Origin of the sequence: Lysobacter yananisis (assembly GCF_031199375.1) — a bacterium.
In the GTDB taxonomy this organism is placed as follows: Bacteria; Pseudomonadota; Gammaproteobacteria; order Xanthomonadales; family Xanthomonadaceae; genus Lysobacter; species Lysobacter yananisis.
The window spans coordinates 702,373-727,829 of sequence record NZ_CP133568.1 but is presented as its reverse complement, the minus strand read 5'-3'; the positions used below and the strand labels follow the sequence as shown (position 1 = coordinate 727,829).

24 protein-coding genes are annotated in these 25,457 nt (G+C 69.2%); 15 read left to right on the top strand and 9 right to left on the bottom strand.

The window, feature by feature from the left end; translation table 11 throughout:
* Positions 1-196 precede the first annotated feature (196 nt).
* Both RDV84_RS03130 and RDV84_RS03125 read right to left on the bottom strand, forming a co-directional pair.
* On the bottom strand, positions 197-829 hold the full coding sequence (locus tag RDV84_RS03130) for an OmpW/AlkL family protein (RefSeq protein ID WP_309152407.1): 633 nt from the start codon (positions 827-829) through the stop codon (positions 197-199).
* 133 nt (positions 830-962) lie between these two features.
* On the bottom strand, positions 963-1,391 hold the full coding sequence (locus RDV84_RS03125; protein WP_309152406.1) for a hypothetical protein: 429 nt from the start codon (positions 1,389-1,391) through the stop codon (positions 963-965).
* 99 nt (positions 1,392-1,490) lie between these two features.
* Here RDV84_RS03125 and RDV84_RS03120 point away from each other — a divergent pair, with 99 nt between their 5' ends.
* The 5 genes from RDV84_RS03120 (at position 1,491) to RDV84_RS03100 (ending at position 7,565) form a co-directional block, all read left to right on the top strand.
* Positions 1,491-2,273, top strand: coding sequence for a DUF2884 family protein (locus tag RDV84_RS03120; protein WP_309152405.1), 783 nt, complete (start codon positions 1,491-1,493; stop codon positions 2,271-2,273).
* A gap of 219 nt (positions 2,274-2,492) precedes the next feature.
* Entirely contained in the window at positions 2,493-3,917 is a 1,425-nt protein-coding gene (locus RDV84_RS03115) for a dihydrolipoyllysine-residue acetyltransferase (RefSeq protein WP_309152404.1), read from the top strand.
* A gap of 139 nt (positions 3,918-4,056) precedes the next feature.
* On the top strand, positions 4,057-4,740 hold the full coding sequence (locus RDV84_RS03110) for a hypothetical protein (RefSeq protein ID WP_250446507.1): 684 nt from the start codon (positions 4,057-4,059) through the stop codon (positions 4,738-4,740).
* 151 nt (positions 4,741-4,891) lie between these two features.
* Positions 4,892-6,721, top strand: a complete 1,830-nt coding sequence (gene lpdA / locus RDV84_RS03105; RefSeq protein WP_309152403.1) for a dihydrolipoyl dehydrogenase — start codon at positions 4,892-4,894, stop codon at positions 6,719-6,721.
* Positions 6,678-7,565 (top strand): hypothetical protein, encoded by an 888-nt coding sequence (locus tag RDV84_RS03100; RefSeq protein ID WP_309152402.1) that lies wholly within the window; start codon positions 6,678-6,680, stop codon positions 7,563-7,565. Before lpdA ends, RDV84_RS03100 begins: the two co-directional genes overlap by 44 nt.
* A 42-nt stretch (positions 7,566-7,607) precedes the next feature.
* Here RDV84_RS03100 and RDV84_RS03095 read toward each other — a convergent pair whose 3' ends face one another.
* Entirely contained in the window at positions 7,608-8,414 is an 807-nt protein-coding gene (locus RDV84_RS03095; RefSeq protein WP_057946210.1) for a hypothetical protein, read from the bottom strand.
* 309 nt (positions 8,415-8,723) lie between these two features.
* Positions 8,724-8,942 carry a DUF2061 domain-containing protein gene (locus tag RDV84_RS03090; RefSeq protein ID WP_057946211.1) on the bottom strand — a complete coding sequence of 73 codons (219 nt, stop codon included), beginning with the start codon at positions 8,940-8,942 and terminating at the stop codon, positions 8,724-8,726.
* 322 nt (positions 8,943-9,264) lie between these two features.
* Between RDV84_RS03090 and RDV84_RS03085 the strand changes: the two genes are divergently transcribed.
* The 9 genes from RDV84_RS03085 to RDV84_RS03045 all read left to right on the top strand — a co-directional run bounded on the left by RDV84_RS03085 (position 9,265) and on the right by RDV84_RS03045 (position 16,628).
* Complete coding sequence (locus RDV84_RS03085; protein WP_231783944.1) at positions 9,265-9,633, top strand: hypothetical protein; 369 nt, start codon at positions 9,265-9,267, stop codon at positions 9,631-9,633.
* Between the two features lie 9 nt (positions 9,634-9,642).
* Positions 9,643-10,473: a F0F1 ATP synthase subunit A gene (atpB, locus tag RDV84_RS03080; RefSeq protein WP_057949941.1), complete on the top strand. Its 831-nt coding sequence runs from the start codon at positions 9,643-9,645 to the stop codon at positions 10,471-10,473.
* 77 nt (positions 10,474-10,550) lie between these two features.
* Positions 10,551-10,832 carry a F0F1 ATP synthase subunit C gene (gene atpE / locus RDV84_RS03075; RefSeq protein WP_057946213.1) on the top strand — a complete coding sequence of 94 codons (282 nt, stop codon included), beginning with the start codon at positions 10,551-10,553 and terminating at the stop codon, positions 10,830-10,832.
* Positions 10,833-10,919: 87 nt separating this feature from the next.
* Positions 10,920-11,390, top strand: a complete 471-nt coding sequence (locus RDV84_RS03070) for a F0F1 ATP synthase subunit B (RefSeq protein ID WP_057946214.1) — start codon at positions 10,920-10,922, stop codon at positions 11,388-11,390.
* 17 nt (positions 11,391-11,407) lie between these two features.
* Positions 11,408-11,935 carry a F0F1 ATP synthase subunit delta gene (locus RDV84_RS03065; protein ID WP_057946215.1) on the top strand — a complete coding sequence of 176 codons (528 nt, stop codon included), beginning with the start codon at positions 11,408-11,410 and terminating at the stop codon, positions 11,933-11,935.
* 123 nt (positions 11,936-12,058) lie between these two features.
* Positions 12,059-13,609 (top strand): F0F1 ATP synthase subunit alpha, encoded by a 1,551-nt coding sequence (atpA, locus tag RDV84_RS03060; RefSeq protein ID WP_078996619.1) that lies wholly within the window; start codon positions 12,059-12,061, stop codon positions 13,607-13,609.
* An 85-nt stretch (positions 13,610-13,694) separates the two neighbouring features.
* Complete coding sequence (gene atpG / locus RDV84_RS03055) at positions 13,695-14,558, top strand: F0F1 ATP synthase subunit gamma (protein WP_057946217.1); 864 nt, start codon at positions 13,695-13,697, stop codon at positions 14,556-14,558.
* 69 nt (positions 14,559-14,627) lie between these two features.
* The gene (gene atpD / locus RDV84_RS03050; RefSeq protein WP_057946218.1) at positions 14,628-16,064 is read left to right on the top strand and encodes a F0F1 ATP synthase subunit beta; all 1,437 of its coding nucleotides are present in this window, start codon (positions 14,628-14,630) and stop codon (positions 16,062-16,064) included.
* Positions 16,065-16,202: 138 nt separating this feature from the next.
* Positions 16,203-16,628, top strand: coding sequence for a F0F1 ATP synthase subunit epsilon (locus RDV84_RS03045; RefSeq protein ID WP_057946219.1), 426 nt, complete (start codon positions 16,203-16,205; stop codon positions 16,626-16,628).
* A 119-nt stretch (positions 16,629-16,747) separates the two neighbouring features.
* On the opposite strand, the gene RDV84_RS03040 is transcribed toward RDV84_RS03045, so the two are convergent.
* Positions 16,748-17,131: a GtrA family protein gene (locus RDV84_RS03040; RefSeq protein WP_250446499.1), complete on the bottom strand. Its 384-nt coding sequence runs from the start codon at positions 17,129-17,131 to the stop codon at positions 16,748-16,750.
* 429 nt (positions 17,132-17,560) lie between these two features.
* Here RDV84_RS03040 and glmU point away from each other — a divergent pair, with 429 nt between their 5' ends.
* The gene (glmU, locus tag RDV84_RS03035; RefSeq protein ID WP_078996622.1) at positions 17,561-18,931 is read left to right on the top strand and encodes a bifunctional UDP-N-acetylglucosamine diphosphorylase/glucosamine-1-phosphate N-acetyltransferase GlmU; all 1,371 of its coding nucleotides are present in this window, start codon (positions 17,561-17,563) and stop codon (positions 18,929-18,931) included.
* Positions 18,932-19,182: 251 nt separating this feature from the next.
* On the opposite strand, the gene RDV84_RS03030 is transcribed toward glmU, so the two are convergent.
* The 4 genes from RDV84_RS03030 to RDV84_RS03015 form a co-directional block, all read right to left on the bottom strand.
* Complete coding sequence (locus RDV84_RS03030) at positions 19,183-20,487, bottom strand: sensor histidine kinase (RefSeq protein WP_309152401.1); 1,305 nt, start codon at positions 20,485-20,487, stop codon at positions 19,183-19,185.
* A gap of 11 nt (positions 20,488-20,498) precedes the next feature.
* The gene (locus RDV84_RS03025; protein ID WP_309152400.1) at positions 20,499-21,872 is read right to left on the bottom strand and encodes a sigma-54-dependent transcriptional regulator; all 1,374 of its coding nucleotides are present in this window, start codon (positions 21,870-21,872) and stop codon (positions 20,499-20,501) included.
* Between the two features lie 262 nt (positions 21,873-22,134).
* Entirely contained in the window at positions 22,135-23,988 is a 1,854-nt protein-coding gene (locus tag RDV84_RS03020) for a DUF885 domain-containing protein (protein WP_309152399.1), read from the bottom strand.
* A 241-nt stretch (positions 23,989-24,229) separates the two neighbouring features.
* Positions 24,230-25,456, bottom strand: a complete 1,227-nt coding sequence (locus tag RDV84_RS03015; RefSeq protein ID WP_057946225.1) for an ABC transporter permease — start codon at positions 25,454-25,456, stop codon at positions 24,230-24,232.
* Position 25,457: the final 1 nt, after the last annotated feature.

Below are 25,457 nucleotides of genomic sequence, written 5' to 3'. Positions count from 1 at the left end.
ACGAACGCGCGGAAACCGTCGCGCAAAAAACGAACGGGCTCCCGAAGGAGCCCGTCCGCTACTGCTTGCTACGTACTGCTGTGCTGCTTGTTGCGTACTGCGGTGTCGCGACTGCGTACTGCGTACTGCGTTCAAGCTACTGCCACTACGGTACTGCTACTGCTTGCTGCGGTGCCGGCGGATGCCTGCGATCCGGTCAGAAGCGCGCGCCGATGCCGACGCCGACGGTGACCGGGTTCAGCTCGGCCTCGCCGACCTTGACGCCGTCCAGCTTCACGTCCGACTTGCTGCCCTGCATGTAGCGCACGTCGGCGCGGGCGAACCAGGTCGGATTGATGTTGAGATCGACGCCGGCGGTGGCGATGCCGCCCTTGGCGTTGTCCACGCCCAGGCGCTGGCCGTTGAGCAGCTTCTCGCCGGTGTAGTTGGCCTGGTAGTAGCCCAGGCCCACGAACGGACGCACGATGCTGTCGGCGCCGCGGAAGTGGTACTGGCCGCTGAGCGCGACCGGCTGCGAATCGACGCTGCCGATCTTGCCGCCGTTCGAGTTCAGGCGCTGGCCGAACTTGTCGGCCGAACCCCACGCCTCGATGGCGAAGTTGTCGTTGAAGAAGTAGCTGGCGCTGAGGGTCGGAGCGCCGTCGCCGTCGACGTCGGTGCGCACGCCACCGATCTGCGGGTTCTTGGTCGGCTGGCTCAGGGCGTAGCCGCCGACGATGGCGAAGCGCTTGCCGCTGGCGCTGTCGGTGGAAGCATCCTGAGCGAAGGCGGCCGGGGCGAAGGCCAGGGCGCCGAGCATGGCAAGGGTCAAATGACGGAAGCGGATCATGGAGTGGACTCCTGTGTTGTTGTGTGTACTGCTGTGTTGCCTTGGGGGAGGCGGGGCGCAAGTTAGCAACGCATGCATGAACCGAACTTGCCGCGCGGACGCGCGTGAAGGAACTTTTCACGCGAGGATCGTGTTAGAGGCCTGTTTTCAAGGCAAAAATGAATGAAATGAACGAACGAAGAGCGGCGCGAAAAACCGCCGACGATGCATGCGCGCGGATGCGGTTCAGTGCGCGGAGCGCCTCGACGCGATCGCGTTTTAGCGAGGAAACGCCTGAAAAACGGCCTTGTCCGATGCGCATGGCCGCAACATGAACGATGCGCGCGCGTGCTTCGGTGCGCGCCGCGCGAGGACGCGCAAGCGAGTGGATGCGATGGCGCGGATGCGCGCGCGCCGCTTGAACGGAACGGAAACGAAGCGTTTTGTCTTCGCAGGAAGTTCGCCGCGCACGCGTTCGCGCGGCGCCGAGAACCGATGCACGCGCAACCCGCCGCGCGCGCGTTCGGCGCCGCCGGCTGCGCGACCGCATCCCGCGCCGCGCGCGAGCCGCCACGATCGGCACGGCCAACCGCCATGACGAAGGTCATGCCATCGAAAGGCACGTGCCGCGCCGGCGGCGTCGGCGGCAAGCTGCGCCCATCCCACCGTCGAGGACGCGACGATGCCCGCCCGCCCGCTGTTCCGCTTCGCCGCCGCCGCCACGATGCTGGTTTGCGGCGCCGCCTCCGCCAGCGTCGAGATCGACAGCCGCTGCGAGATCGACAGCCCGTACCAGCTCACCCTCAACCAGCGCAGCTTGATCCTGACCCGCCAGGACGGCGCGCCCAAGGCGATCGTGATGCGCCAGGGCCGGCTGTTCGTCGACGACCGCTGGGTCGAGCTCAGCGCGCCGGACGCGCGCCGGCTGGCCGAGTTCGAGCGCGGCGCGCGCGCGACCATGCCCGAGACCCAGGCCATCGCCCGCGAAGCCGCCGACATCGCCCTGGCCGCGCTCGGCGAGGTCGCGGTCAAGCTCGGCAACCACCCCGACCGCACCCAGGCCAAGGTCGCGCAAGCGCGCAAGCAGCTCGACGCCGGCCTGCGCGACGCCATCGGCCCGACCCGCTTCAGCGGCAAGCTGCTCGGCGACAGCATCGGCAAGGCGGTCGGCGAGGCGGTGCCGCTGGTGATCGGCGACCTCGTCGGCGGCGCGGTCAGCGCCGCGCTCAGCGGCGACATCAAGCGCTTCGAGCAGTTGGACAATCTCGACGCCCAGATCGAAGCCGCGGTGAAGCCGCGCGCCGAGTCCCTGGAGCGCCGCAGCGATCGCCTGTGCCAGAGCGTGCGCGCGCTGGACGAACTGGAGAACGCGCTGGCCTACCGCTTCGACGGCCGCCCGCTGGACCTGCTCAAGGTCGACTACACCCCCGCGCCGCCGCGTACGGACGAGGCCGGCAAGCGCTGAGCGACCGCTGCGGCGCGGCCTGAGGCGGACCTGTCCGCCCCGGCGCGCGCCGCTTCGCCGACGGGCCGCCGACGGCAATACTGGGGCGTACGCACACGCCGGCGGCGTACGGGCTGTGCCGCTTAGGCCTTTAGTACTGCACCGGCCCCGGTGCGGTTGGCGCAACCGGCCGCACACGCCACAATTAGGGTTTTCGCGCATTTGCGGAGCCCCACGAACATGGCTGATCTGAAGGAAGCACGCGTCCCCGACATCGGCGACTACGACGGCGTGCCCGTCATCGAACTGTTGGTCGCGGTCGGCGACACGGTGACCCAGGACCAGGGCCTGGTCACGCTGGAGTCGGACAAGGCCACGATGGAAGTGCCGGCGCCGTTCGCGGGCATCGTGCGCGAGCTCAAGGTCAAGCTCGGCGATCAGCTGGCGGAAGGCAGCGTGGTGGCCTTGATCGAACCCACCGAAGGGGACGCAAAGCAGGCGCCGGCGCCGGCCGAGGAAGCGGCCAAACCCGCCGCCCCCGCCAAGGCCGAAGCCCCCGCCAAGGCCGAAGCCCCCACGCCGGCCAAGAGCGAACCCGCTCCGGCGCCGAAGGCCGAAGCGCCCCAGCCCGCGGCTCCGGCCCCGCTGCCCGGCGCCGCCGCCGGCACCGATCCCGAAGCGCTGCCGCCGCGCACCCCGCCGGTGGCCTTCACCGCCGAAGAATTGATGCCCGATAAGGTGCCCTACGCCAGCCCGGCGGTGCGCCTGTTCGCGCGCGAGCTCGGCGTCGACCTGACGCGCGTCAGCGGCAGCGCGCGCGGCGGCCGGATCAGCAAGGAAGACGTGCAGTCCTTCGTCAAGGGCGTCATGCAGGGCGGCGGAGGCGCGCCGGCCGCGGCCGGCGCCGCGCCGGCGCTCGGCGGCGGCCTCAACCTGCTGCCGTGGCCGAAGGTCGACTTCAGCAAGTTCGGCGAGGTCGAGACCAAGCCGCTGACCCGCATCCAGAAGCTCTCCGGCGCCAACCTGGCGCGCAACTGGGCGATGATCCCGCACGTCACCCAGCACGACGACGCCGACATCACCGACCTGGAAGCGCTGCGCGTGGCGCTCAACAAGGAAAACGAAAAGGCCGGCATCAAGCTGACCATGCTCGCGTTCCTGATGAAGGCCTCGGTCAACGCGCTGCAGAAGTTCCCGACCTTCAACGCCTCGCTCGACGCCAGCGGCGAGAACCTCACGCTGAAGAAGTACTTTCACATCGGCTTCGCCGCCGACACGCCGAACGGCCTGGTCGTGCCGGTGGTGCGCGACGTCGACAAGAAGGGCGTGCTGCAGATCGCCCGCGAAACCGGCGAACTGGCGGCCAAGGCGCGCGACGGCAAGCTCGGCCCGGCCGACATGAGCGGCGGCTGCTTCTCGATCAGCTCGCTCGGCGGCATCGGCGGCACCGCGTTCACCCCGATCGTCAACGCGCCGGAAGTCGCGATCCTCGGCGTGTCGAAGTCGGCGACCAAGCCGGTGTGGGACGGCAAGCAGTTCGCGCCGCGGCTGATCCTGCCGCTGTCGCTGTCTTACGACCACCGCGTCATCGACGGCGCCGCGGCGGCGCGCTTCACCGCCTACCTGGCGCAGCTGCTCGCCGACATGCGCCGCTCGCTGCTGTAAACGTCACGTCGTCGTCCGCGTCGGCGGCCGCGGTGCGCGGCCGTTCGCCGCGCCCGGTCGTCGCCGCCGGTCCGTTCCGCGCCGGTCCGTCCCGTACCGATCCGCCCGTACCGCCCGCCACCAGGAATCCCCTCCGCCGATGAGCCGTCACCCGCGTTCCGCTTCCGTCTCCCGCCGCCTGGCCTGGCTCGGCCTGGCCGCCGTCCTCGCCGCGCCGCTGGCGCAGGCCGCCGACGGCTGCCGCCTGCCGCTCGGCCGCGGCTGGCCGCCAGCGACGGAAAACCACGGTTCGGCCGTGGAGCAGTTGCTCGCGGCCAAGGCCGAGCCGCGGCTGAGCCTGACCCTGCTGCCGACCCGCGGCACCGAGAGCGGGCTGATGCTGATCGCGGCCGCCGCCGACGGCGCCGACTGGACCCTGCGCCACGCCAGGCCGGACGGGCGCGTCCAGGTCTGGAACGGCTCGCGCGGCGGCGGCGCGCTGGAACTGCGCGTGGACCAGGACGTGGACAGCGAGGAAGCGCCGATCCCGGCCGCGCTGGCCCAGCGCCTGGTCGCGACCTGGAAGCGTGCGCTGGAACAGGCGGTGCCGGCCGACAGGCCGGCCGAGTACCGCGATTCCGAACAACTGCTGTTCGTCGTCGACGGCCTGCGCGTCAGCGGCGCGCGTCCCGACTGCGGCTACGGCGAAACCCTGATGGAGCAGGCCACGCTGCTGACCGAGGCGGCCAACGAGAGCGCCGGCAAGCGCGAGCGCCGCTGGCGCGCGCTGGGCGAATCGCTGGACGAACTCGAACGCCAGCTGCAGGCCGCGCCCGCATCGTGACCGCACCGGCGCGCGCGGCGGCGACGCTCGCGCGCACCGGCGCTTTTCCGGCCCCCGCCGCGGCGGGCGCCACGCATGGCCTGGCCGTGCTCCCCCACCGCGCGCGCCCCGTGCGCGCGCCAGCGAAGATTTCCAAGAGGATTGCCGCGTCATGGCCAACAGCATCGAAGTGAAGGTTCCCGACATCGGCGACTACGACGACGTACCGGTCATCGAGTTGCTGGTCGCGGTCGGCGACACGGTCAAGAAGGACCAGGGCCTGGTCACGCTCGAATCGGACAAGGCGACGATGGAAGTGCCGTCCTCGGCCGACGGCGTGGTCAAGTCGATCAGCGTCAAGGTCGGCGACAAGGTCTCGCAGGGCGCGGTGATCGCGATCCTGGAGGCCGAGGGCGCGGGCGAGGCCGCGCCGGCCGAAGCGCCCAAGGCCGCCGCGAGTGCGCCCGCCGCCGCCGAACCGGCCAAGCCGGCCAAGCCGGCCGCGACCGAAGCGCCGAAGCCGGCCGCGAGCGCGCCGGCCCCGACCGCCGCCGCCGCGAGCGGCCCCAAGGCCGACGTCGAATGCCGCATGCTCGTGCTCGGCTCCGGCCCCGGCGGCTACACCGCCGCGTTCCGCGCCGCCGACCTCGGCCTCGACACCGTGCTGGTCGAACGCTACGCCAGCCTCGGCGGCGTCTGCCTCAACGTCGGCTGCATCCCGTCCAAGGCGCTGCTGCACGCGGCTGCGGTCATCGACGAGGCCGAGCACGCCAGCGACTACGGCGTCAGCTTCGGCAAGCCGACCATCGACCTCGACGCGCTGCGCAAGTACAAGGAAAAAGTGGTCGGCCAGCTGACCAAGGGCCTGGCCGGCATGGCCAAGCAGCGCAAGGTGCGCACCGTGGTCGGCGTCGGCGCGTTCGTGTCGCCGAACGAACTGGAAGTGAAGGGCGAGGGCGGCACCCAGCTGATCCGCTTCGAGCAATGCATCATCGCCGCCGGTTCGCAGGCGGTGAAGCTCGGCAACTTCCCGTGGGACGACAAGCGGGTCATGGATTCCACCGACGCGCTGGAACTGGCCGACGTGCCGGCCAAGTTGCTGGTCGTCGGCGGCGGCATCATCGGCCTGGAAATGGCCACCGTGTACCGCGCGCTCGGCAGCGAAGTCACCGTGGTCGAGTTCCTCGACCAGCTGATGCCGGGCGCCGATCCGGATCTGGTCAAGCCGCTCGCCGACCGCCTCAAGAAGCAGGGCGTGGCCGTGCACCTGAAGACCAAGGCCGCGGCCACCGAGGCCTTGAAGGAAGGCATCAAGGTGAGCTTCGAAAGCGCCGAGGCCGGCAAGGCGCCGGCGCTGGAATCGGGCGTCTACGACCGCGTGCTGGTCGCCGTCGGCCGCGCGCCCAACGGCGCCAAGATCGGCGCCGACCGGGCCGGCGTGCAGGTCGGCGAGCGCGGCTTCATCCCGGTCGACCGGCAGATGCGCACCAACGTGCCGCACATCTTCGCCATCGGCGATCTGGTCGGCAATCCGATGCTCGCGCACAAGGCCACCCACGAAGGCAAGCTCGCCGCCGAAGTGGCCGCGGGCGAGAAGAAGGAATGGGTGGCGCGGGTGATCCCGTCGGTGGCCTACACCGACCCGGAAATCGCCTGGGTCGGCGTCACCGAGACCGAAGCCAAGGCCAAGGGCCTGAAGGTCGGCGTCGGCAAGTTCCCGTGGGCGGCCAGCGGCCGCGCCATCGGCATCGGCCGCACCGAGGGCTTCACCAAGCTGGTCTTCGACGAAGCCACCCACCGCATCGTCGGCGGCGGCATCGTCGGGGTGCACGCCGGCGACCTGATTTCCGAAGTGGCGCTGGCGATCGAGATGGGTTGCGAGGTCGCCGACATCGGCCATACGATCCATCCGCATCCCACCCTGAGCGAATCGGTCGGCATGGCCGCGGAGGTGTTCGATGGAACGATCACCGATCTCTACATCCCCAAGAAGAAGGGCTAAGACGAGGTCGTTCGTACTGGCGGCGTTGGTCGCCGCTTTCGGCCTGGGCGAGGCCGCCGCGACCGTCGTGTTGCCGCGCTTTCCCAGCGAGGCGGACTATCTGGCCTGTCCGGGCGGACAGGCTTGGCGCGACGGCACCCGTGCGCGGATCGATCGCGCCGACCTGTTGCGGCGCAGCCTGTCGCCGCCGCGCGACCCGGCGCTGCGCGAAGCCGTGCTGCGCTTGTCCGCACAGGCGCTCCAGCGTCCCTATCTCGACGGATCCAACCCGGGCGTCGAAGCGGCCGCGGCGGCGGCCGATGCAGCGGCGGCGGCGGCCGATGCCGCAGCAGCCGCCGCCGATGCCGCGGCGGATTCGATGGCGGACGGAAAAGGCGCCCAGCCGAGGCGCGCGCCGCCTTCGCCTCCGGCCGAAGTCCAGGCCGCGGTCCGGCGGCTGGGCGACATCCTCCGGCGCCAACCGATGCCCGGCATCGCCGAGATCGGCGAGGACGGCGTGCAGGCGCTGTGGGGCGCGATCGAGCGCGACCGCGGCGACGCCGCGCGCCAGGAGCGGCTGGCCGAGGCGTTCCTGGACACCCAGCGGCGCTCGCCCGGAATCGACCCCTTCACCCTGCGCAACGCCATGGAACGCGTCGACGTACTGCGCCTCGCCGATGGCCGCCGCCAGCGCTACGGCACCCAGTTCGACTATCCCGAGCGGAAAGTGGTGCAGCGGCCAATCGAGAGCGAGCGCGCGATGGACGCGTACCGCGCCGAGTTCGGGATGATGCCGGCCGCGCTGGAAACCTGCCTGCGGCAGCGCCTGGAGAATCCCTACGGATTCCTGCCCGGCTTTCCTTGAAACCGCGGGCGCGCCGCCCGCAAGGGGCGGCGCGCCGACCGATCAGAACGAGAACGTCACGCCCGCCATCGGCCCCTTGAAGCGCTGGTCCAGGCCGATATCGACGTTGTCGCGGCTGCGCTTGGCGTTGATCTTGAACCAGTCGTAGCCGACGAACACGCCGACGTTCTCGGTGAAGCGGTACTCGGCCAGCGCGTTGGCGCGGCTGATGTCGCCCTTGTAGTCGCCGAAGTCGCCCCAGCCGGCGTCGAGGTACTGGCCTTGCACGACGAAGCGCCAGTGCTCGTTCGGCGACAGGGTCAGGCGGCTGCCGACCACCGGCGCGTAGCCGTCCTCGCTGCGGCCGTCGCTGTAGTTCGCGGTGCCGGCCTGGGCGCGCAGCTTGCCTTCGATCTTGGCGTACTCCACGCCGATCTGCAGGCCCCAGCTGACCGTGTCGGTTTCCACCACCGCGTAGTCGTACATCGCGCTGGCCAGTTCGAACTTGGTCTTGGCGCGGGCGAAGCTGCCGGCGGGAATGGTGGTGTCGTCGAACGACACGTCCTGGGTCAGGCGCGCGGTCTTGCTCTTGTCGTAGCCCCAGTAATTGAACAGCAGGCGATGGCGGTCGCCGAACTTGAACAGGCCTTCCAGGCGCGGCACGGTTTCCTTGCTGCCGAAATCGAAGTCCTGGCTGAACTCATAGGGGTTGCCGCGGAACGTGGTGCCGGCGGTGAATTCGCCGCTGGTATCCACCGACATCGCGCCCAGACGGATGGTGAATCGGTCGTCCTCGGCGTGCGCGGGCAGGGCGTAGGCGGCGCTCGCGCCCAGCAGCGCCAGCGTCAACGGAAGGAATCGGTTGGTCACAGGATCACTCCGGATATACAGGGGGAAGGCAGCACATTCGTGTACTGGTGCGTACATGGATGCCGTCGTTCAGGTGGAGTAACCGTGAAAAAAACCGCGATGACCGATCGCGCAAAGCCGCAAGCGATGAACTGTGACGCGAGTCGTCGAAATCTGTACGCCGAAAAAGGCGAAGCCCCGGCGGGTCGTGCCGGGGCTTCGGGGTGCCCGCCGCTGCTTTGCCATTGACGAGGAGAGAGTGGCGGCGGGCGTTCCTGGATACTGACCGGTGCGGCGCGGAAAGGTTCCGCAGTCCGTCAAAGATTTCGATCAGGTCGCCAGCGCGTCGCCGCCGACTGTCGCCGCGGCCGCGGCGCGGCGCCGTTCGATCCGCTTCCACACCTTCTCGTGCAGGTGGAAGGCGACGGTGTTGCAGGCCGGCTCGACCAGGGCCAGGGCGCCGCCGACCCAGACGCTGCCGGTCATCAGGTAGCCGACCAGGAAGGCGACGGTGAAGTGGACGCCGGCGAAGCTGAGGGTCTTCTCCATGGGAATGGGCTCGGATGAGAATGATTCTCAAGTTACGCCTTCGCGGTCAGAACGCAAATCGAATGATGCGACCGTTTCGATAGTCGTTATCTATCGATTTCGTGCCCCGCGCCTGCCGGCTTACCTCCCAGGTAATTCAACGCTCTAGCCCTTGCCGGCATAGTCGCGGCCATGAACGCGCAGACCGCCGCCGCCGTCGCCGCCCCCCATGACGCCTATGGCAGGGCTGTGACTGCCGCCGGTTGCCGCAAAGTCGCCCTCGTTCTATACTTTTGCGGCTCTACCGGGCGCTTTGCGCCAACCCCAGACCGACGAGACCCGCGTGCACGATCCATTGTCCGCAGGCCGCCGGCTGGCGTCGCGCGCGATTGCTTGGCAAGCCGGCGCGACGGCGCTGGTCGCGCTGGCCTTCCTCTCCCTCGGTGCGTCGTCCGCGCTGGCGGCTGCGGTCGGCGGTGGCGCGGCGGTTGCCGGCAATCTCGCGGCCGCCAGGATGGCGTTGGGGGGCGGCGTGCAACCGGCCGGGTCGGCGATCGGGCGGTTGTTGCTCGGAGTCATATTCAAATGGGTGGCGGTATTGACGGTGCTCGGCCTCGGAATGGCCGTGTGGCGTCTGCCTCCCCTGCCAATGCTGGTGAGTCTGTCGGCGGCGACGCTGGCGTTCGCACTGGCCAATCTTTTGAAACGATAGGTGTCTTTCGTGAGTGAACAGACCGGTTCGGGCGGCCTGAACGAATACATCCAGCACCATCTTCAGCAGAACACGATCTCGCTGGGTGGTGGTGCCTTCCATATCGACACCTGGGTCGTTTCGCTGATCCTGGGCCTGGTCTTCATCACCTGGTTCGGCTTCTTCGCGCGCAAGGCCAGCTCGGGCGTGCCGTCCAAGGGACAGGCCTTCGTCGAGCTGATCCTGGAGTTCATCGACGGCCAGGTGAAGGACAGCTTCCACGGCGACCGCAGCTCGCTGACGCCGCTGGCGCTGACGATCTTCGTCTGGGTCGTGCTGATGAACGGCATGGACCTGCTGCCGCTCGACCTGCCAGGCTGGGTGGTCAAGACCACCGCCGGCGCCGAAGTGGCGCACCACACCTACTTCCGCTGGGTCCCGACCGCGGACCTGAACACGACGCTGGCGCTGTCGACCACCGTGTTCTTCCTGATCCTCTATCACTCGGTCAAGGCCAAGGGCGGCCTGGGCTTCGGCAAGGAGCTGCTCACCGCTCCGTTCCACGCTCACAGCACCGGCGCCAAGATCGCGCTCGCTCCGGCCAACCTGGGACTCAACGTCATCGAGTACCTGGTCAAGCCGGTCAGCCTGGCGATGCGACTGTTCGGCAACATGTACGGCGGCGAGCTGGTGTTCATGCTCATCGCCGGCCTGCTCGGCGGCGGTCTGCTGATGTTCGTGCCGGGCGTGATCTTCAACGCCGCCTGGGCGCTGTTCCACATCCTGATCGTGCTGCTGCAGGCCTTCATCTTCATGATCCTCACCGTCGTCTACATCGCCGGCGCGTACGAGAGTCATTGACCCGCGTTCCACCTTTTAGTTCTTTGCGCGTTTCACCCTTTCCTTTAGCCAAACCAACGTTTCAGTAGGAGAAAACCATGGAATTCATCGCCAATGTGCAGGGCCTGACCGCTATCGCGATCGGCATCATGGTCGGCCTCGGCGCGATCGGCGCTTGCCTCGGCATCGCGCTGATGGGCTCGAAGTTCCTTGAGTCGGCCGCCCGTCAGCCGGAACTGGTGCCGATGCTGCAGGGCCGCATGTTCCTGCTGGCCGGCCTGATCGACGCGGCGTTCATCATCGCGCTGGCCGTCGGCTTGCTGTTCGCCTTCGGCAACCCGCTGCTGGGCGCCCTGCAGGCTGCCGGCGCCGCCGGCTGATCCTCGCTCAGCGAGCAGTCTGAGCCGTCCGCGCGAGCGGGCGGCTCTCCCGGGCCTTAGCGCCCGCAGCGTCCCATCGGAGCTGTCATGAATATCAACATGACCTTCTTCGGCCAGATGATCACGTTCGCGATCCTGATCTGGTTCACGATGAAGTTCATTTGGCCGCCCCTGAACAAGGCGATCGAAGAACGGCAACAAAAGATTGCCCAGGGTCTGGCGAATGCCGAAGGCGCTGAGGTGCTCATCCAGCAGGCGCGCGCGCAGGCGGATGAAATCGTGCGCGAAGCGCGCGTCAAGGCCAACGAAGTCGTCGAGCAGGCGCATTCGCGCGCCAACCAGATCGTCGACCAGGCCAAGACCGACGCGATGGTCGAAGGCACGCGCCTGAAGGCGCTGGCCGACGCCGAAATCGCCGCCGCCGCCGACCGCGCCCGCGAGGACCTGCGCAAGCAGGTGTCCGCGCTGGCCGTCACCGGCGCCGAGAAGCTGCTCAAGCGCGAAATCGACGCCAACGCCCACAAGGCGCTGCTCGACGAGCTGGCCGCGGAAATCTGACCGGGTAGCCCAACGCGATGAGCCAGAACCTCACCCTCGCCCGACCGTATGCCCGCGCCGCGTTCGCGCTGGCGCGCGACGCCGGCCGCACCGCCGATTGGTCGCAAGCGCTCGCCTTCTCGGCGCGCGTCGCCGCCGATCCGCAGGTGCAGTCGGTGCTCGGTCATCCGCGCCTGAGCGTCAGCGACGCCGTCGCCCTGGTCGCGATCGACCACGCGGACGAACCCGTGCAGCGGTTCCTGACCCTGCTCGCGGACAACCGCCGCCTCGCCCTGTTGCCGGAAATCGCCGGCCTGTTCGAGGAATTGCGCGCCGACGCCGACCGCGTGGTCAAGGCCAAGGTCACCTCCGCCAGCGACCTGCCGGCGGCCGAGCTCGATTCGATCAAGGCCGCGCTGGTCAAGCGCTTCGGCCGCCAGGTCGAGATCGAGACGGCCATCGACGCTTCGCTGATCGGCGGCGCGGTGATCGACGCCGGCGAAGTGGTGATCGACGGCTCGCTCAAGGGCAAGCTGGCGCGCCTGCAGACGGCGCTGGCCGGTTAAAGCCGGGAACGGGGAACCGGGAATCGTCGAAGCGCAGCGCTTCCGGTTCCCGACTCCCGCCCCCCGTAAAAAAGAAAGCACCCGCGCGTCGCTTCGTCGCGATGCAGGACCAAGGAAACGACAATGGCAAGCACCCAGCTCAACCCGTCCGAAATCAGCGAACTGATCAAGACCCGCATCGAGAAGGTCAAGCTGGCCGCCGAAGCGCGCAACGAAGGCACCGTGACCTCGGTGTCCGACGGCATCGTGCGCATCCACGGCCTGGCCGACGTGATGCAGGGCGAAATGATCGAACTGCCGAACAACACCTTCGCCCTGGCGCTGAACCTGGAGCGCGACTCGGTCGGCGCCGTGGTCCTGGGCGATTACGAGCACCTGCGCGAAGGCGACGTGGCCAAGACCACCGCCCGCATCCTGGAAGTGCCGATCGGCCGCGAGCTGCTCGGCCGCGTGGTCAACGCGCTCGGCGAGCCGATCGACGGCAAGGGTCCGATCGGCGCCAGCCTGACCGCTCCGGTGGAGCGCGTCGCCCCGGGCGTGCTGTGGCGCAAGTCGGTCGACCAGCCGGTGCAGACCGGCTACAAGTCGGTCGACTCGATGATCCCGATCGGCCGCGGCCAGCGCGAGCTGATCATCGGCGATCGCCAGACCGGCAAGACCGCGATGGCCATCGACGCCATCATCAATCAGAAGGGCACCGGCATTAAGTGCATCTACGTCGCGATCGGCCAGAAGGCCTCCTCGATCGCCAACGTGGTGCGCAAGCTGGAAGAGAACGGCGCGCTGGCCCACACCATCGTCGTCGCCGCCACCGCCTCCGAATCGGCCGCGATGCAGTACATCAGCGCCTACTCGGGCTGCACCATGGGCGAGTACTTCCTCGACCGCGGCGAAGACGCGCTGATCGTGTACGACGACCTGTCCAAGCAGGCCGTGGCCTACCGCCAGATCTCGCTGCTGCTGCGCCGTCCGCCGGGCCGCGAAGCCTACCCGGGCGACGTGTTCTACCTGCACAGCCGCCTGCTCGAGCGCGCCGCGCGCGTGAACGCCGATTACGTCGAGAAGTTCACCAACGGCGAAGTGAAGGGCAAGACCGGTTCGCTGACCGCGCTGCCGATCATCGAGACCCAGGCCGGCGACGTCTCGGCGTTCGTGCCGACCAACGTGATTTCGATCACCGACGGCCAGATCTTCCTGGAAACCGACCTGTTCAACGCCGGCATCCGCCCGGCGGTCAACGCCGGCATCTCGGTGTCGCGCGTCGGCGGCTCGGCCCAGACCAAGATCATCAAGAAGCTGTCCGGCGGCATCCGCATCGCCCTGGCGCAGTACCGCGAGCTCGCGGCGTTCGCCCAGTTCGCGTCCGACCTCGACGAAGCCACCCGCAAGCAGCTCGAGCGCGGCCAGCGCGTGACCGAGCTGATGAAGCAGAAGCAGTACGCGCCGATGTCGATCGCGCTGCAGGCGCTGTCGATCTACGCGGTCGACAAGGGCTACATGGACGACGTGCCGGTGGCCAAGATCGGCGCCTTCGAAGACGCGCTGCACGGACATTTCCTCAACACCCAGGGCGCCCTGGTCGAGAAGATCAATTCGACCGGCGGCTGGGACGACGAAATCGAAGGCGCCTTCAAGAAGGGCATCGAAGAGTTCAAGCAGACCGGGACCTGGTAAGGCGGGTCGCATAGCGCAAGCCGGCCGCGCCGGTTTGCGCGCCACCCAGAACCCCACGCCCTAAAGCGAACAAAGCGAGCGAGAGATGGCAGGCGGACGCGAAATCAAAACCAAGATCAAGAGCGTGCAGAACACCCGCAAGGTGACCCGCGCGCTGGAAATGGTCTCGGCTTCCAAGATCCGCAAGGCGCAGGATCGGATGAAGACCTCGCGCCCGTACGCGCGCGTGATCAAGCAGGTGATCGGACACCTGGCCCAGGCCAATTCCGATTACCGGCATCCGTACATGGTCGAGCGCAAGGACGTGAAGCGCGTCGGCTACGTGATCGTGTCGTCCGACCGCGGCCTGGCCGGCGGCCTCAACAACAACCTGTTCCGCAAGCTGCTCGGCGAGTTCCGCAAGTGGCAGGAGCAGGGCGTCGAGGTCGACGTGGTCACCATCGGCCAGAAGGCCTCGGTGTTCTTCCGCCGGATCAAGGTCAACATGCTCGCCTCGGTCACCCACCTGGGCGACCAGCCGCACGTGGAGCAGCTGATCGGCGTGATCAAGGTCGTGCTCGACGCCTACAGCGCCGGCACCGTCGATCGCGTGTTCGTCTGCTACAACGACTTCGTCAACACCATGACCCAGCGCGCGGCGTTCGACCAGCTGCTGCCGCTGCCGGCGCCGGAAACCCAGGTCGCCAAGCACGACTGGGACTACATCTACGAACCCGATGCGCAGACCGTGCTCGACCACGTGCTGACCCGCTACATCGAGTCGCTGGTGTACCAGGCGGTGCTGGAGAACGTGGCGTCCGAGCATGCCGCGCGCATGGTCGCGATGAAGGCGGCGAGCGACAACGCCACCAAGCTGATCGGCACCTTGAACCTGGTCTACAACAAGGCGCGCCAGGCGGCGATCACCCAGGAAATCTCCGAAATCGTCGGCGGCGCCGCCGCGGTCTAACCCATCCGGTGGGCGCGGCCGACGGCCTGCGACCACCAGCAGCATTTGAAAGTTACTGAGGAATCCAAGATGAGCAGCCAGGGCAACCAGGGCAAGATCGTTCAGATCATCGGCGCGGTCGTCGACATCGAGTTTCCGCGCGAGTCGGTGCCGAAGGTGTACGACGCGTTGAAGGTCGAGAACACCGCCATCACGCTCGAAGTTCAGCAGCAGCTCGGCGACGGCATCGTCCGCGCGATCGCGCTGGGCTCCACCGACGGCCTCAAGCGCAACCTGATCGCGACCAACACCGGCCGCGCCGTGGCCGTGCCGGTCGGCACCGCGACCCTGGGCCGCATCATGAACGTGCTCGGCGAGCCTATCGACGAGCGCGGCCCGGTCGAAAGCGACGTGCATTGGGAAATCCACCGCTCCGCTCCGGCCTACGACGAGCAGTCCTCGGGCAACGAGCTGCTGGAAACCGGCATCAAGGTCATCGACCTGATGTGCCCGTTCGCGAAGGGCGGCAAGGTCGGCCTGTTCGGCGGCGCCGGCGTCGGCAAGACCGTGAACATGCTCGAGCTGATCAACAATATCGCGACCGAGCACGCCGGCCTGTCGGTGTTCGCCGGCGTGGGCGAGCGTACCCGCGAGGGCAACGACTTCTACCACGAGATGTCCGACGCCAACGTCATCGTGCAGGAAGACCTGTCGAAGTCGAAGGTGGCGATGGTGTACGGCCAGATGAACGAGCCGCCGGGCAACCGCCTGCGCGTCGCGCTGACCGGCCTGACCATGGCCGAGTACTTCCGCGACGAGAAGGACGCCAGCGGCAAGGGCCGCGACGTGCTGTTCTTCGTCGACAACATCTACCGCTACACCCTGGCCGGCACCGAAGTGTCGGCGCTGCTGGGCCGCATGCCGTCGGCGGTGGGCTACCAGCCCACCCTGGCCGAGGAAATGGGCGTGCTGCAGGAGCGCATCACCTCGACCAAGACCGGTTCGATCACCTCGATCCAGGCCGTGTACGTGCCCGCGGACGACCTGACCGACCCGTCGCCGGCGACCACCTTCGCCCACCTCGACGCCACCGTCGTGTTGAGCCGAAACATCGCCGCGCTGGGCATCTACCCGGCGGTCGATCCGCTCGACTCGACCTCGCGCCAGCTCGACCCGAACGTGGTCGGTGCCGAGCACTACGACACCGCGCGCCGCGTCCAGGCCACCTTGCAGAAGTACAAGGAGCTCAAGGACATCATCGCGATCCTGGGCATGGACGAGCTGTCGGAAGAAGACAAGACCGCCGTGGCCCGCGCGCGCAAGATCGAGCGCTTCTTCTCGCAGCCGTTCCACGTCGCCGAAGTGTTCACCGGCGCGCCGGGCAAGTACGTGTCGCTGAAGGACACCATCCGCGGCTTCAAGGGCATCTGCGACGGCGACTACGACCACCTGCCGGAGCAGGCGTTCTACATGGTCGGCGGCATCGAAGAAGCGGTCGAGAAGGCCAAGAAGATGGGCGTGGGCTGAGACGCCTGACGGCGTCCCGGGAACCGGGAACGGGCGGCAGGCAACCGTAGCGGCGCACAGCGCCCGCGCGGATCGCCGGTTCGCCGAAGCCCGGTTCCCCATTCCCAGTTCCCGTCGAACGAGCAAAGCGAGACAGACATGGCATCCACCTTCCGTTGCGACATCGTCAGCGCCGAAGACGAGATCTTCCACGGCGAAGCGACGCTGCTGGTCGCCACCGGCGAGATCGGCGAACTCGGCATCGCGCCGCGCCATGCGCCGCTGATCACCCGGCTCAAGCCGGGCAAGGTCGTGGTGACCCTGCCCAGCGGCGAGCAGCTCGACTTCGCGGTCTCCGGCGGCATCCTCGAGGTGCAGCCGCAGGTCGTGACCGTGCTGGCCGACACCGCGATCCGCGCCCAGGACATCGACGAAGCCGCCGTGCGCGCGGCCAAGGAAGAAGCCGAGCGCGCGCTGGCCAACCGCGGCCCGCAGATGGACATCGCCGAGGCGCAGGCCAAGCTGGCCGAGGCGATGGCGCAGCTGCAGGCGCTCGAGCGCCTGCGCAAGAACATGAAGCACTGAGCCGCGGTCCGTCCGCAGCTACGAAAACGCCGGCCTCGCGCCGGCGTTTTCATTTTCGATTTCGCGGCCGCGGACGGATCTCGTCCGGCCGGGATCGCGGCGTGGCGCGCGGCGCCGCCTCAGCGCCGATAGACCCAGTACCGCGACAGCGTGAACCCGACCACGGCCAGGGCCAGCTCGATCACCGGCTTCGCCAGCCACGTCCACTTCAGGCCGGCATAGGTGTCGACCAGGCTGATCGCCACGGTGCTGAGCACCGTGCTGCCGATCCACAGGGCGACGAAGCGTCCGAACTGGCGGCGGCCGAGCGCGCTGTCCTCGCCGTTGAAGGTGAAGCGGCCGTTGAGCCAGAACCCCAGCAGCGCGCCGCTGACGCGGCCGGCCAGGTTGGCCGCTTCCACCGGCATGCCCATGTGGCTCAGGCCGACCATCATTCCCCAGTCCACGCAGTATTGGATCGCGCCGAAGATCAGGTAGTTGCGACCTTGTCGGGTCAGGCTCATGGGCGGGGGAGTGCCTGGCGTCAGCGGGGGATGCGGCAGTTTAGTGAAAGCTGGCGCGTTGGACGAATGCGCAGGCGGCGGACCGGTCAGCTGGGGCTGTGGATGGCGGGCCGGCGCGGGCTTCGAGCTGCGCGCCGGCGCCCGCGGACGGTCGCGCGCGGGCGCGGTCTCTGAAAGGCTCTGGTGCGCGATCGGGCCGCCATCGCAGCCGGAACCCCGTTCAGCGCGAACCGCTCCCGCCGCGATTGCTGCGACGCATACGCCTGCGGCCGGACTGCCTCGGCCATCGCAGATCGCGCCCCGGCGCCGCGCGCGCTCAGCGCGCGTGCAGGGTCGCGCGGGCGGCGCTGCTAAGATTCGGCTCCGACGGGGGGCCCACGTCAAGCAACCGAACAGCTCAGGAAGGTTTCGTACATGGCTCATGAGTCGATGAACCAGTTGCACATCGTCATTCTCGCCGCCGGCGAGGGCAAGCGGATGAAGTCGGCGACCGCCAAGGTGCTGCAGAAGATCGCCGGGCGGCCGATGCTGGCGCACGTGATCGACACCGCGCGCGCGCTGCGTCCGGCCGGCATCCACCTGGTCTACGGCCACGGCGGCGAACAGGTCCGCGCCGCGTTCGCCGGCCAGGACGACCTGCGTTGGAGCGAGCAGGAGCAGCGCCTGGGCACCGGCCATGCCGTGCAGCAAGCGATGCCGGGCGTGCCGCAGGACGCGCGCGTGCTGGTGCTGTACGGCGACGTGCCGCTGATCGCCGCGCCGACCCTGCAGCGCCTGCTCGACGCGCCCGGACGGCTGGCGGTGTTGGTCGCCGACCTCGACGACCCGACCGGCTACGGCCGCATCGTGCGCGATCCGGAAGGCCGGGTCGGCCGCATCGTCGAGCACAAGGACGCCGACGAGGACGAGCGCGCGATCCGCACCGTCAACACCGGGATCCTGGTCGCCGACGGCGAACCGCTGCGGCGCTGGCTCGACCGCCTGGGCAACGACAACGCCCAGGGCGAGTACTACCTCACCGACGTGTTCGCCTCCGCCGCGGCCGAATACAGCCCGGCCGAGATGGTCCACGTGGACGACCCGATCGAAGTCGAGGGCGCCAACGATCCGTGGCAGCTGGCCCAGCTCGAACGCGCGTTCCAGCGCCGCGCCGCGCGCGCGCTGTGCGTGCAGGGCGCGCGCCTGGCCGATCCGGCGCGCTACGACCAGCGCGGCACGGTGACGGTCGGCCGCGACGTCGAGATCGACGTCGACGCGATCCTGGAAGGCACGGTCGAACTCGGCGACGGCGTGCGCATCGGCCCGTTCTGCCGGCTCAAGGACGTGCGCCTGGGCGCCGGCACCGAAGTGCGCGCGCATTGCGACCTCGACGGCGTGACGGTCGAGGGCGCCGCGCAGATCGGCCCCTACGCGCGCCTGCGCCCGGGCACGGTGCTGGCCGACGGCGCGCACGTGGGCAACTTCGTCGAGACCAAGAACGCGCGCGTCGGCGTGGGCAGCAAGGCCAACCACCTGACCTACCTCGGCGATGCGGTCATCGGCGCGGGCGTCAACGTCGGCGCGGGCACCATCACCTGCAACTACGACGGGGTCAACAAGTGGGTCACCACGATCGAGGACGGCGCCTTCATCGGCTCCAACTCCTCGCTGGTGGCGCCGGTGACCATCGGCAAGGACGCGACCATCGCCGCCGGCTCGACGATCACCCGGCCGGCGCCGGCCGGCGAGTTGAGCATCGGCCGCGCGCGCCAGGCGACGGTGGAAGGGTGGAAGCGGCCGGTGAAGAAGCCGAAGGATTGAGGCGCTGCGCGCGGACGCGGGCCGATGTTCCTGCGCGATTGAGGGGCATCGGTCGGTTGTCGCATGGATTCCGCCGTCGCGGCGGAAACGGCGCGGGGTGCGACGGTTGCGCCGGCGTTCGGGTGGTCGCGGTCGCGGCTCGCGCCGCTGCTGCAACGGCTACCTGTAGGAGCGGCGCGAGCCGCGACCGCGGACTTGCATGTGCCGCCGCCGAATCCCGCGCTATCGACGCGCCATGACCGCCGCCGCCGTCAGTCCGGCAACACCATCGATACGCACAACCCGCCGCCTTCGCGGTTGAGCAGGGCGATGCGGCCGCCGTGCGCTTCGGCGATCTCGCGCGCCAGCGCCAGGCCCAGGCCGGTGCCGTTGCGCTTGGTCGAGTAGAACGGCAGCAGCGCGTTGGCCAGCACCGCTTCGTTCATGCCGGTGCCGCGGTCGAGCACGTCGATGCGCCAGGCGTCGGGCGTACGCCGCAGCTGCAGGCGCACTTCCTCCGGCGCCGAGCCCGATTCGTGCGCGTTCTTGAGCAGGTTGATCAGGCTCTGTTCCAGCTGCGCCGCGTCGACGCGCGCGATCGCCTCGCCCTGCACGCCGTCGTAGCCGAACTCGACCTGGCTGCGCAACTGCTGGATGAAGCGCGACCACTCGATCGGTTCCAGCCGCGGCGACGGCAGCTTGGCGAAGCGGGCGTAGTCGCGGATGAAGCCTTCCAGGTGGCGCGCGCGTTCCTCGATGGTGTTGAGCGCGGTCGGCAGGCGCTCGTACTGGCCGCGGCGCAGCAGCTCGGCGCCGGAGTGGGCCAGCGAGGCGATCGGCGCCAGCGAGTTGTTGAGCTCGTGGCTAATCACCCGGATCACCTTCTTCCAGGTCTGCACTTCCTGTCGGCGCAGTTCGGCGGTGAGCTGGCGCAGCAGCACCAGTTCGTGGACGCGGCCGTTGAGGCGGAACATGCGCCGCGACAAGTGGTAGATGTCTTCGTTCTCGACGTCGCCGACGCTGAACATGCCGTCGCCGCCGCGTTCGAAGGCTTCCTGCATCGGCGCCGGCGCCTCGCGCATGAGTTCGCCGAAGTCCTGGCCTTCCAGGCGCCGGCCTTCGCCGAGCATCTTGCGCGCGGCCAGGTTGCCCAGCACCACGCGCCGCGAGGGATCCACCAGCAGCATCGCCACCGGCGTGTTCTGCACCATGGTGTCGAGCAGCAGTTCGCGCTGGACCAGGTTCAGGCGCTGCTCGCGCAGGGTGTCGCCCAGGCGGTTGTGGCTGGCCACCAGTTCGCCCAGGTCGCCGTGGCCGCTCCAGTTGAAGCTGAAGGAATAGTCGCCGTCGCGGTAGCTCGCGACCGAGCCGGCCAGCGCGCGGAACAGCGAGTTCATCGGCGCGAACAAACGGCTCACGTGATAGAACAGCAGCGGCGCCAGCGCGGCGATTACGATCGGCAGCGCCAGCCACGGCGGCGTGAGCTGTCGCGACAGCCACAACGCCGCCGCCGCGCCCACGGCCAGATAGGCCAATGCGACCGCGCCGAACAACAAACTCAAGGGCAGGCGGCGCATGCTCGCTCTCCTCAGTCGCGCTTGATGCCGAGCCGGTCCAGGCGCCGGTACAGCGCCTGGCGCGACAGGCCCAGTTCGCCGGCGGCCTGCGCGAGCACGCCGCCGGCGCGTTCGATCGCCGCTTCGATCGCGGCGCGGTCGGGTTCCTCGGCGCCGGCCGCTTGCGCCGCGGCCGCCGTCGCGGCCGCCGCGGCCGCCGCCGGCAGGCCGAGATCGGCCGCGGCGATGCTGTCGCCGCGCGCCAGCAGGGCCGCGCGCTGCAGGGTGTTGCGCAGCTCGCGCACGTTGCCGGGCCACGGGTGCGCGAGCAGGGCGCGTTCGGCGTCCTCGCCCAGGCGCTTGCCGGCGGCGAGCGGATTGTCGGCGAGGAAATGCCGCGCCAGCGGCAGCACGTCGTCGCGGCGCTCGCCCAGCGGCGCGATCGCGATCTGGATGGTGTTGAGGCGGTAGTAGAGGTCTTCGCGGAAGCGGCCGTCGCGGATCATCGCCGGCAGGTCGGCGTTGGTCGCGCTGATCACCCGCACCCGCACCTGGCGCTCGCGGTTGGAACCCAGCCGCTCGAAGCGGCCGGTTTCGAGCACGCGCAGCAGCTTCATCTGCCCGGCCGGCGGCAGGTTGCCGATCTCGTCGAGGAACAAGGTGCCGCCGTCGGCGGCCTCGAACTTGCCTTCGCGCATCTTGTTGGCGCCGGTGTAGGCGCCCGCGTCGGCGCCGAACAGTTCGGCCTCGATCAGTTCGGTCGGCAGCGCGCCGCAGTTCAAGGTCACGAACGGGCCGCTCTTGACCGCCGAATTGGCCTGCACGATCTCGGCGATCTTTTCCTTGCCCGCGCCGTTGGGGCCGACGATCAGCACCGGCACGTCGGCGCGGGCGACGTGGCAGGCGAGTTCGACCACCCGGGTCATCGGTTCGGAGGCGAACACCAGCCCGCGCAGGTCGTAGCGCGCTTCCAGCTCGCGCACGGCGCGGCGGCGCTGCTCGTGCAGGCGGCTGACCTCGCGCGTGCTGGCGCCGAGTTCGAGCAGGTTCTCGACGCTGGCCAGCAGCTTCTGGTCGTCCCAGGGCTTGGCCAGGTAATCGGCGGCGCCGGCCTTGGCCAGGTCGACCGCGATGTCGAGGTGGGTCCAGGCGGTCAGCAGGATGATCGGCAAGTCCGGATGGCGCGCGCGGATCGCGCGGAACAGCGCCACGCCTTCCTGGCCGGAGGTGGTGTCGGCGGTGAAGTTCATGTCCTGCAGCACCAGGCCGATGTCCTCGCGCGCGAGCAGGTCCAGGCCCTGCTGCGGCGATTGCGCGGTCAGCACGCGGATATCGCGCAGGCCGAACAGCAGGTCCAGGGCGGTGCCGACCGCGGGATTGTCGTCGATGACCAGGACGGTGCGCATGCGGGGCCGTGTGCGGAGGGAGATGCGGAAAGCGCGGCAGGGCGCGCGGTTTCCAGGTGCCGAGTATGCCAGCGCGGGTCGGCGCTGGCGTGGGCCGGAAGGCGCAGGCGCGCGGCGAGAGGCGGCGCGGCGCGCTGCGGCGCGCATCAGCGGCGAAAGTCCGGCGGATGCCGGCTTTCGCCGCAACGACGCCGTGCGCGCGCGTCGGCCGGCCGGACGCGCAGCGATGGCGGCGCGCGCGACGCCACCGCCGCGCGCCGGTTCACTTCGCCGCCGCCGCGCCGGCGCCGCCGGCCTTGACCGCGGCGATCCATGCGTCGATCTGCGATTCCAGTTCGCGCAACGGCAGCGCGCCGCCGCCGAGCACGCGGTCGTGGAACGCGCGCAGGTCGAAGCGCGGGCCCAGTTCGCGCTGCGCCCGCGCGCGCAGTTCGCGGATCTTGAGCTGGCCCATCTTGTAGGCCAGCGCCTGGCCCGGCCAGGCGATGTAGCGGTCGGTCTCGGCCTGGATGTCGGGTTCCTCCATGTCGGAGTGTTCGCGCATCCACTGCACCATCTGCTCGCGGCTCCAGCGCTTGTAGTGCACGCCGGTGTCCAGCACCAGGCGGTTGGCGCGGATCAGTTCTTCGGAGAGCCGGCCGAAGTCGCTGTACGGGTCCTGATAGAGGCCGACGTCCTTGCCCAGTTCCTCCGAGTACAGGCCCCAGCCTTCGATGAAGGCGAGTTGGCCGAGCAGGGTGCGGAACTTCGGCAGCGCCGGCAGTTCGCGGGCGATGCTCATCTGCAGGTGATGGCCGGGCACGCCTTCGTGGTAGGCCACCGCCTCGATCCGGGTCAGCAGGCGCTTCTCGGGCTCGCCGGTGTTGACCGTGATCAGGCCCGGGCGCTTGCCGTCGGGCGTGCCGGCCATGTACTGCGCGGCCGAGGCTTCCTTCTCGCGCCAGGTCTCCACCGCCTGCACCTGCACCTTGGCCTTGGGCAGGGTGCCGAACAGCTGCGGCAGCTTGGTTTCCATCTGCGCGAGGTACTTGCGGTACTCGTCGACGATCTGTTCGCGCGAACTGGCGTGATGCGCGGGATCGGCGGCGACCGCCTTGCGCATCGCTTTCAGGTCGGCGTAGCCCAGGCGCCGGGCGATCTCGCTCTGTGCTTTCTCGATGCGCTCCACTTCGCTCAGGCCGAGGCGGTGGATCTGCTCGGGCGTCGCCTGGGTGGTGGTGTATTCCTCGATCGCGTCGCGGTAGATCGCCTCGCCGTTCGGCAGCGACCACACGCCGTATTGCTCGCGGCCGTGCGGCGCGTAGTCCTCGCGCACGAACCGGGCGAGTTCGCGGAAGGCCGGGCGCACCTGCTGGTCGATCGCCGCGACGATCTCGCCGCGCAGGCGTTCGCGTTCGGCGGCCGGCACGCTGTCGGGGAATTTCTTCAGCGACGCGGCGAACACGTTGTCGGCGCCGGCCGGCGCGGCCAGGTCGTCGCACTGCTTGGCGACCTTTTCCAGCAGGTAGCGCGGCGGCATCAGCCCGTCCTTGACCCCTTGCCGGGCCACGTCGGTGACCTGTTCGAGCAGCTTGGGCAGGCCGCGCAGGCGCGCGACGTAGTCCTGGTACTGGCGCGCGTTGTCGAACGGGAACGCGCTGGCCAGCGCGGTCAGGTTGAGGTGCACGCCGACGAACTGGTCCAGCGGCATTTCGTAGGTCTTCAGTTCGTAGCTGCGCAGCGAGCTGCTGAGCCAATCCACCATCAGCCGGTGGTTGAGCCGGTCGGCCTCGGCGAAGCCGCGGGTGTCGACCGCCTCGAACTTCGCCAGCATGGCGCGGTTGCTGCGGTTCATGCGTGCGGCGCCGGCCAGCGAGTAATCCGCCCACGCGTCGTTGCGGCGATAGTCGCCGAAGAAGCTGGCCTGCTCGGGCAGTTGCTGCATCAGGTCTTCCCATTGCTCGTCGAGCAGGGCGTTGAAGGCCTTGAGCCGCGCGGCGACGTCGGCGGCTTGCGCGTCGGCCGCGGCCGCGGGCGCCGCGAATGCAGGCAGGGCCGGCGCGGCGGCGAGCGCGGCGGACAGCAGGGCGATGCGCAGCGCAGGACGCAGTACACGGTGGGAAAAGCTTCGGCTCATGGAAGGCTCCGTGACGGGAGAAGGGGCGTGCGCGAGGCGCGACGTCCCGGATCGCCCGGCGCGTACGCCGGACGGGGCGGATGCAACGCAAGACGAGAGGCAAGATGCAGCGGCCGTCGCGCGCCGCGGCCAGTACCACCGACGACGCCGGGACGCGCGATGCGGCTTCAGCCGATCCCGGCCGCCGCTGCCGGCGACCGGGATGCGGTCGCGGCAGCGGCGCTTCGGTCGCGCGCGAAGATCACGCCGCGCGCGTGGCCAAGGCCGGCGGCACCATCGCCGCGCGCCGGGCCGGGCCGTACACCGCCAACTGGCCCAGCAGCCACAGGCTCAGCGCGCCCAGCGGCAGGTACAGCACCGGCAGCCGCGGCAGTTCGTAGTACTTCATCAGCAGCAGGTTGATCGCGAACGCGATGACCATGCCCAGCACGATGCCGATGCCGGTCAGCAGGAAGTTCTCGGTCTGGAAGTAGCGCAGGATCTGCCCGCGGGTGGCGCCGAGCGCGCGGCGCACGCCGATCTGCTTGGTCCGCTGCTGCACCCAGAAGCTGGCCAGGCCGACGATGCCGAGCGCGGTGACGATCAGCAGCGCCACGCACACCGCGCCGAGCAGCCACACCATCGAGCGGTCGGTGCGGTGGAACTTGTCGGCCATCTCCTCCAGCACGCCGTAGTCCTTGTCGAGGATGCGCTGCGACCCGTTCTTGCTCAGGGTGCGACCGACGGCCTCCAGCACCTGCTTGCGCTGGGCGGGATCGTTCACCCGGATCAGGTAGAAGCCGTTGTTGTAGTCCACCCGGCTGGGAAAGATCACCGAGTAATCCGCCGCCGCCGGCCCGGTGAGTTCGTTCGGGCGCAGCAGGTGCTCGATCACGCCGATGATGCGGATTCCGTCGGTGCCGCCGTTGTAGAACGGGCGCCCGAGTGGGTCCTGGCCGGGAAACAGCTTGTCGGCCAGCGCCTTGGTGACGATCGCGACCGGGATCGGCGGCGCGTCGGGCTTGATCCGCTGGTTGAAATCGACGATTTCGTCTTCGCTGAAGTTGCGCCCGGCGACCAGCTTGGCGCCCAGCGTGTCGAGCAACTGGGCGTCGCCGAAGAACGTGGTGACGCTGGCGGTTTCCACCTGTTGGCTCGGCTTGGGGCCGATGCCGGAGTTCCAGGCCGAATCGCCGTAGCGCACCTGGTTGCTGATGGTGGCCGAGCGCACGCCGGGGATCGCGCGCAGCGCGGCCAGGTCGGAGCGGGTCAGCGCGTCGGTTTCGTTGCCGTTGCTGATGTCGCTGATGCGCAGCGCCAGCAGTTCCTTCTCGGCCATGCCGCTGGGGCGGTCGAGGCGGGCGATGCGGGTCTGGATCAGGAACAGCGCGTTGCAGATGATCGCGCAGGTCAGCGCGACTTCGAACACGATCAGCGCGGCGGCGGTCTTGTGCCGGCGCAGGGTGGTCAGGATCGGACGGATGTCCATG

Bases quoted from the DNA above. Each gene is read 5' to 3' on its own strand.
- RDV84_RS03015 (WP_057946225.1), bottom strand. From the start codon at position 25,456: ATGGACATCCGTCCGATCCTGACCACCCTGCGCCGGCACAAGACCGCC.
- RDV84_RS03090 (WP_057946211.1), bottom strand. From the start codon at position 8,942: ATGGAGAAGACCCTCAGCTTCGCCGGCGTCCACTTCACCGTCGCCTTC.
- RDV84_RS03070 (WP_057946214.1), top strand. From the start codon at position 10,920: ATGAATATCAACATGACCTTCTTCGGCCAGATGATCACGTTCGCGATC.
- RDV84_RS03045 (WP_057946219.1), top strand. From the start codon at position 16,203: ATGGCATCCACCTTCCGTTGCGACATCGTCAGCGCCGAAGACGAGATC.
- RDV84_RS03040 (WP_250446499.1), bottom strand. From the start codon at position 17,131: ATGAGCCTGACCCGACAAGGTCGCAACTACCTGATCTTCGGCGCGATC.
- atpD (WP_057946218.1), top strand. From the start codon at position 14,628: ATGAGCAGCCAGGGCAACCAGGGCAAGATCGTTCAGATCATCGGCGCG.
- atpE (WP_057946213.1), top strand. From the start codon at position 10,551: ATGGAATTCATCGCCAATGTGCAGGGCCTGACCGCTATCGCGATCGGC.
- RDV84_RS03115 (WP_309152404.1), top strand. From the start codon at position 2,493: ATGGCTGATCTGAAGGAAGCACGCGTCCCCGACATCGGCGACTACGAC.
- RDV84_RS03020 (WP_309152399.1), bottom strand. From the start codon at position 23,988: ATGAGCCGAAGCTTTTCCCACCGTGTACTGCGTCCTGCGCTGCGCATC.
- RDV84_RS03025 (WP_309152400.1), bottom strand. From the start codon at position 21,872: ATGCGCACCGTCCTGGTCATCGACGACAATCCCGCGGTCGGCACCGCC.
- RDV84_RS03120 (WP_309152405.1), top strand. From the start codon at position 1,491: ATGCCCGCCCGCCCGCTGTTCCGCTTCGCCGCCGCCGCCACGATGCTG.
- RDV84_RS03065 (WP_057946215.1), top strand. From the start codon at position 11,408: ATGAGCCAGAACCTCACCCTCGCCCGACCGTATGCCCGCGCCGCGTTC.
- atpG (WP_057946217.1), top strand. From the start codon at position 13,695: ATGGCAGGCGGACGCGAAATCAAAACCAAGATCAAGAGCGTGCAGAAC.
- RDV84_RS03130 (WP_309152407.1), bottom strand. From the start codon at position 829: ATGATCCGCTTCCGTCATTTGACCCTTGCCATGCTCGGCGCCCTGGCC.
- RDV84_RS03110 (WP_250446507.1), top strand. From the start codon at position 4,057: ATGAGCCGTCACCCGCGTTCCGCTTCCGTCTCCCGCCGCCTGGCCTGG.
- RDV84_RS03100 (WP_309152402.1), top strand. From the start codon at position 6,678: ATGGAACGATCACCGATCTCTACATCCCCAAGAAGAAGGGCTAAGACG.
- RDV84_RS03030 (WP_309152401.1), bottom strand. From the start codon at position 20,487: ATGCGCCGCCTGCCCTTGAGTTTGTTGTTCGGCGCGGTCGCATTGGCC.
- atpA (WP_078996619.1), top strand. From the start codon at position 12,059: ATGGCAAGCACCCAGCTCAACCCGTCCGAAATCAGCGAACTGATCAAG.
- lpdA (WP_309152403.1), top strand. From the start codon at position 4,892: ATGGCCAACAGCATCGAAGTGAAGGTTCCCGACATCGGCGACTACGAC.
- glmU (WP_078996622.1), top strand. From the start codon at position 17,561: ATGAACCAGTTGCACATCGTCATTCTCGCCGCCGGCGAGGGCAAGCGG.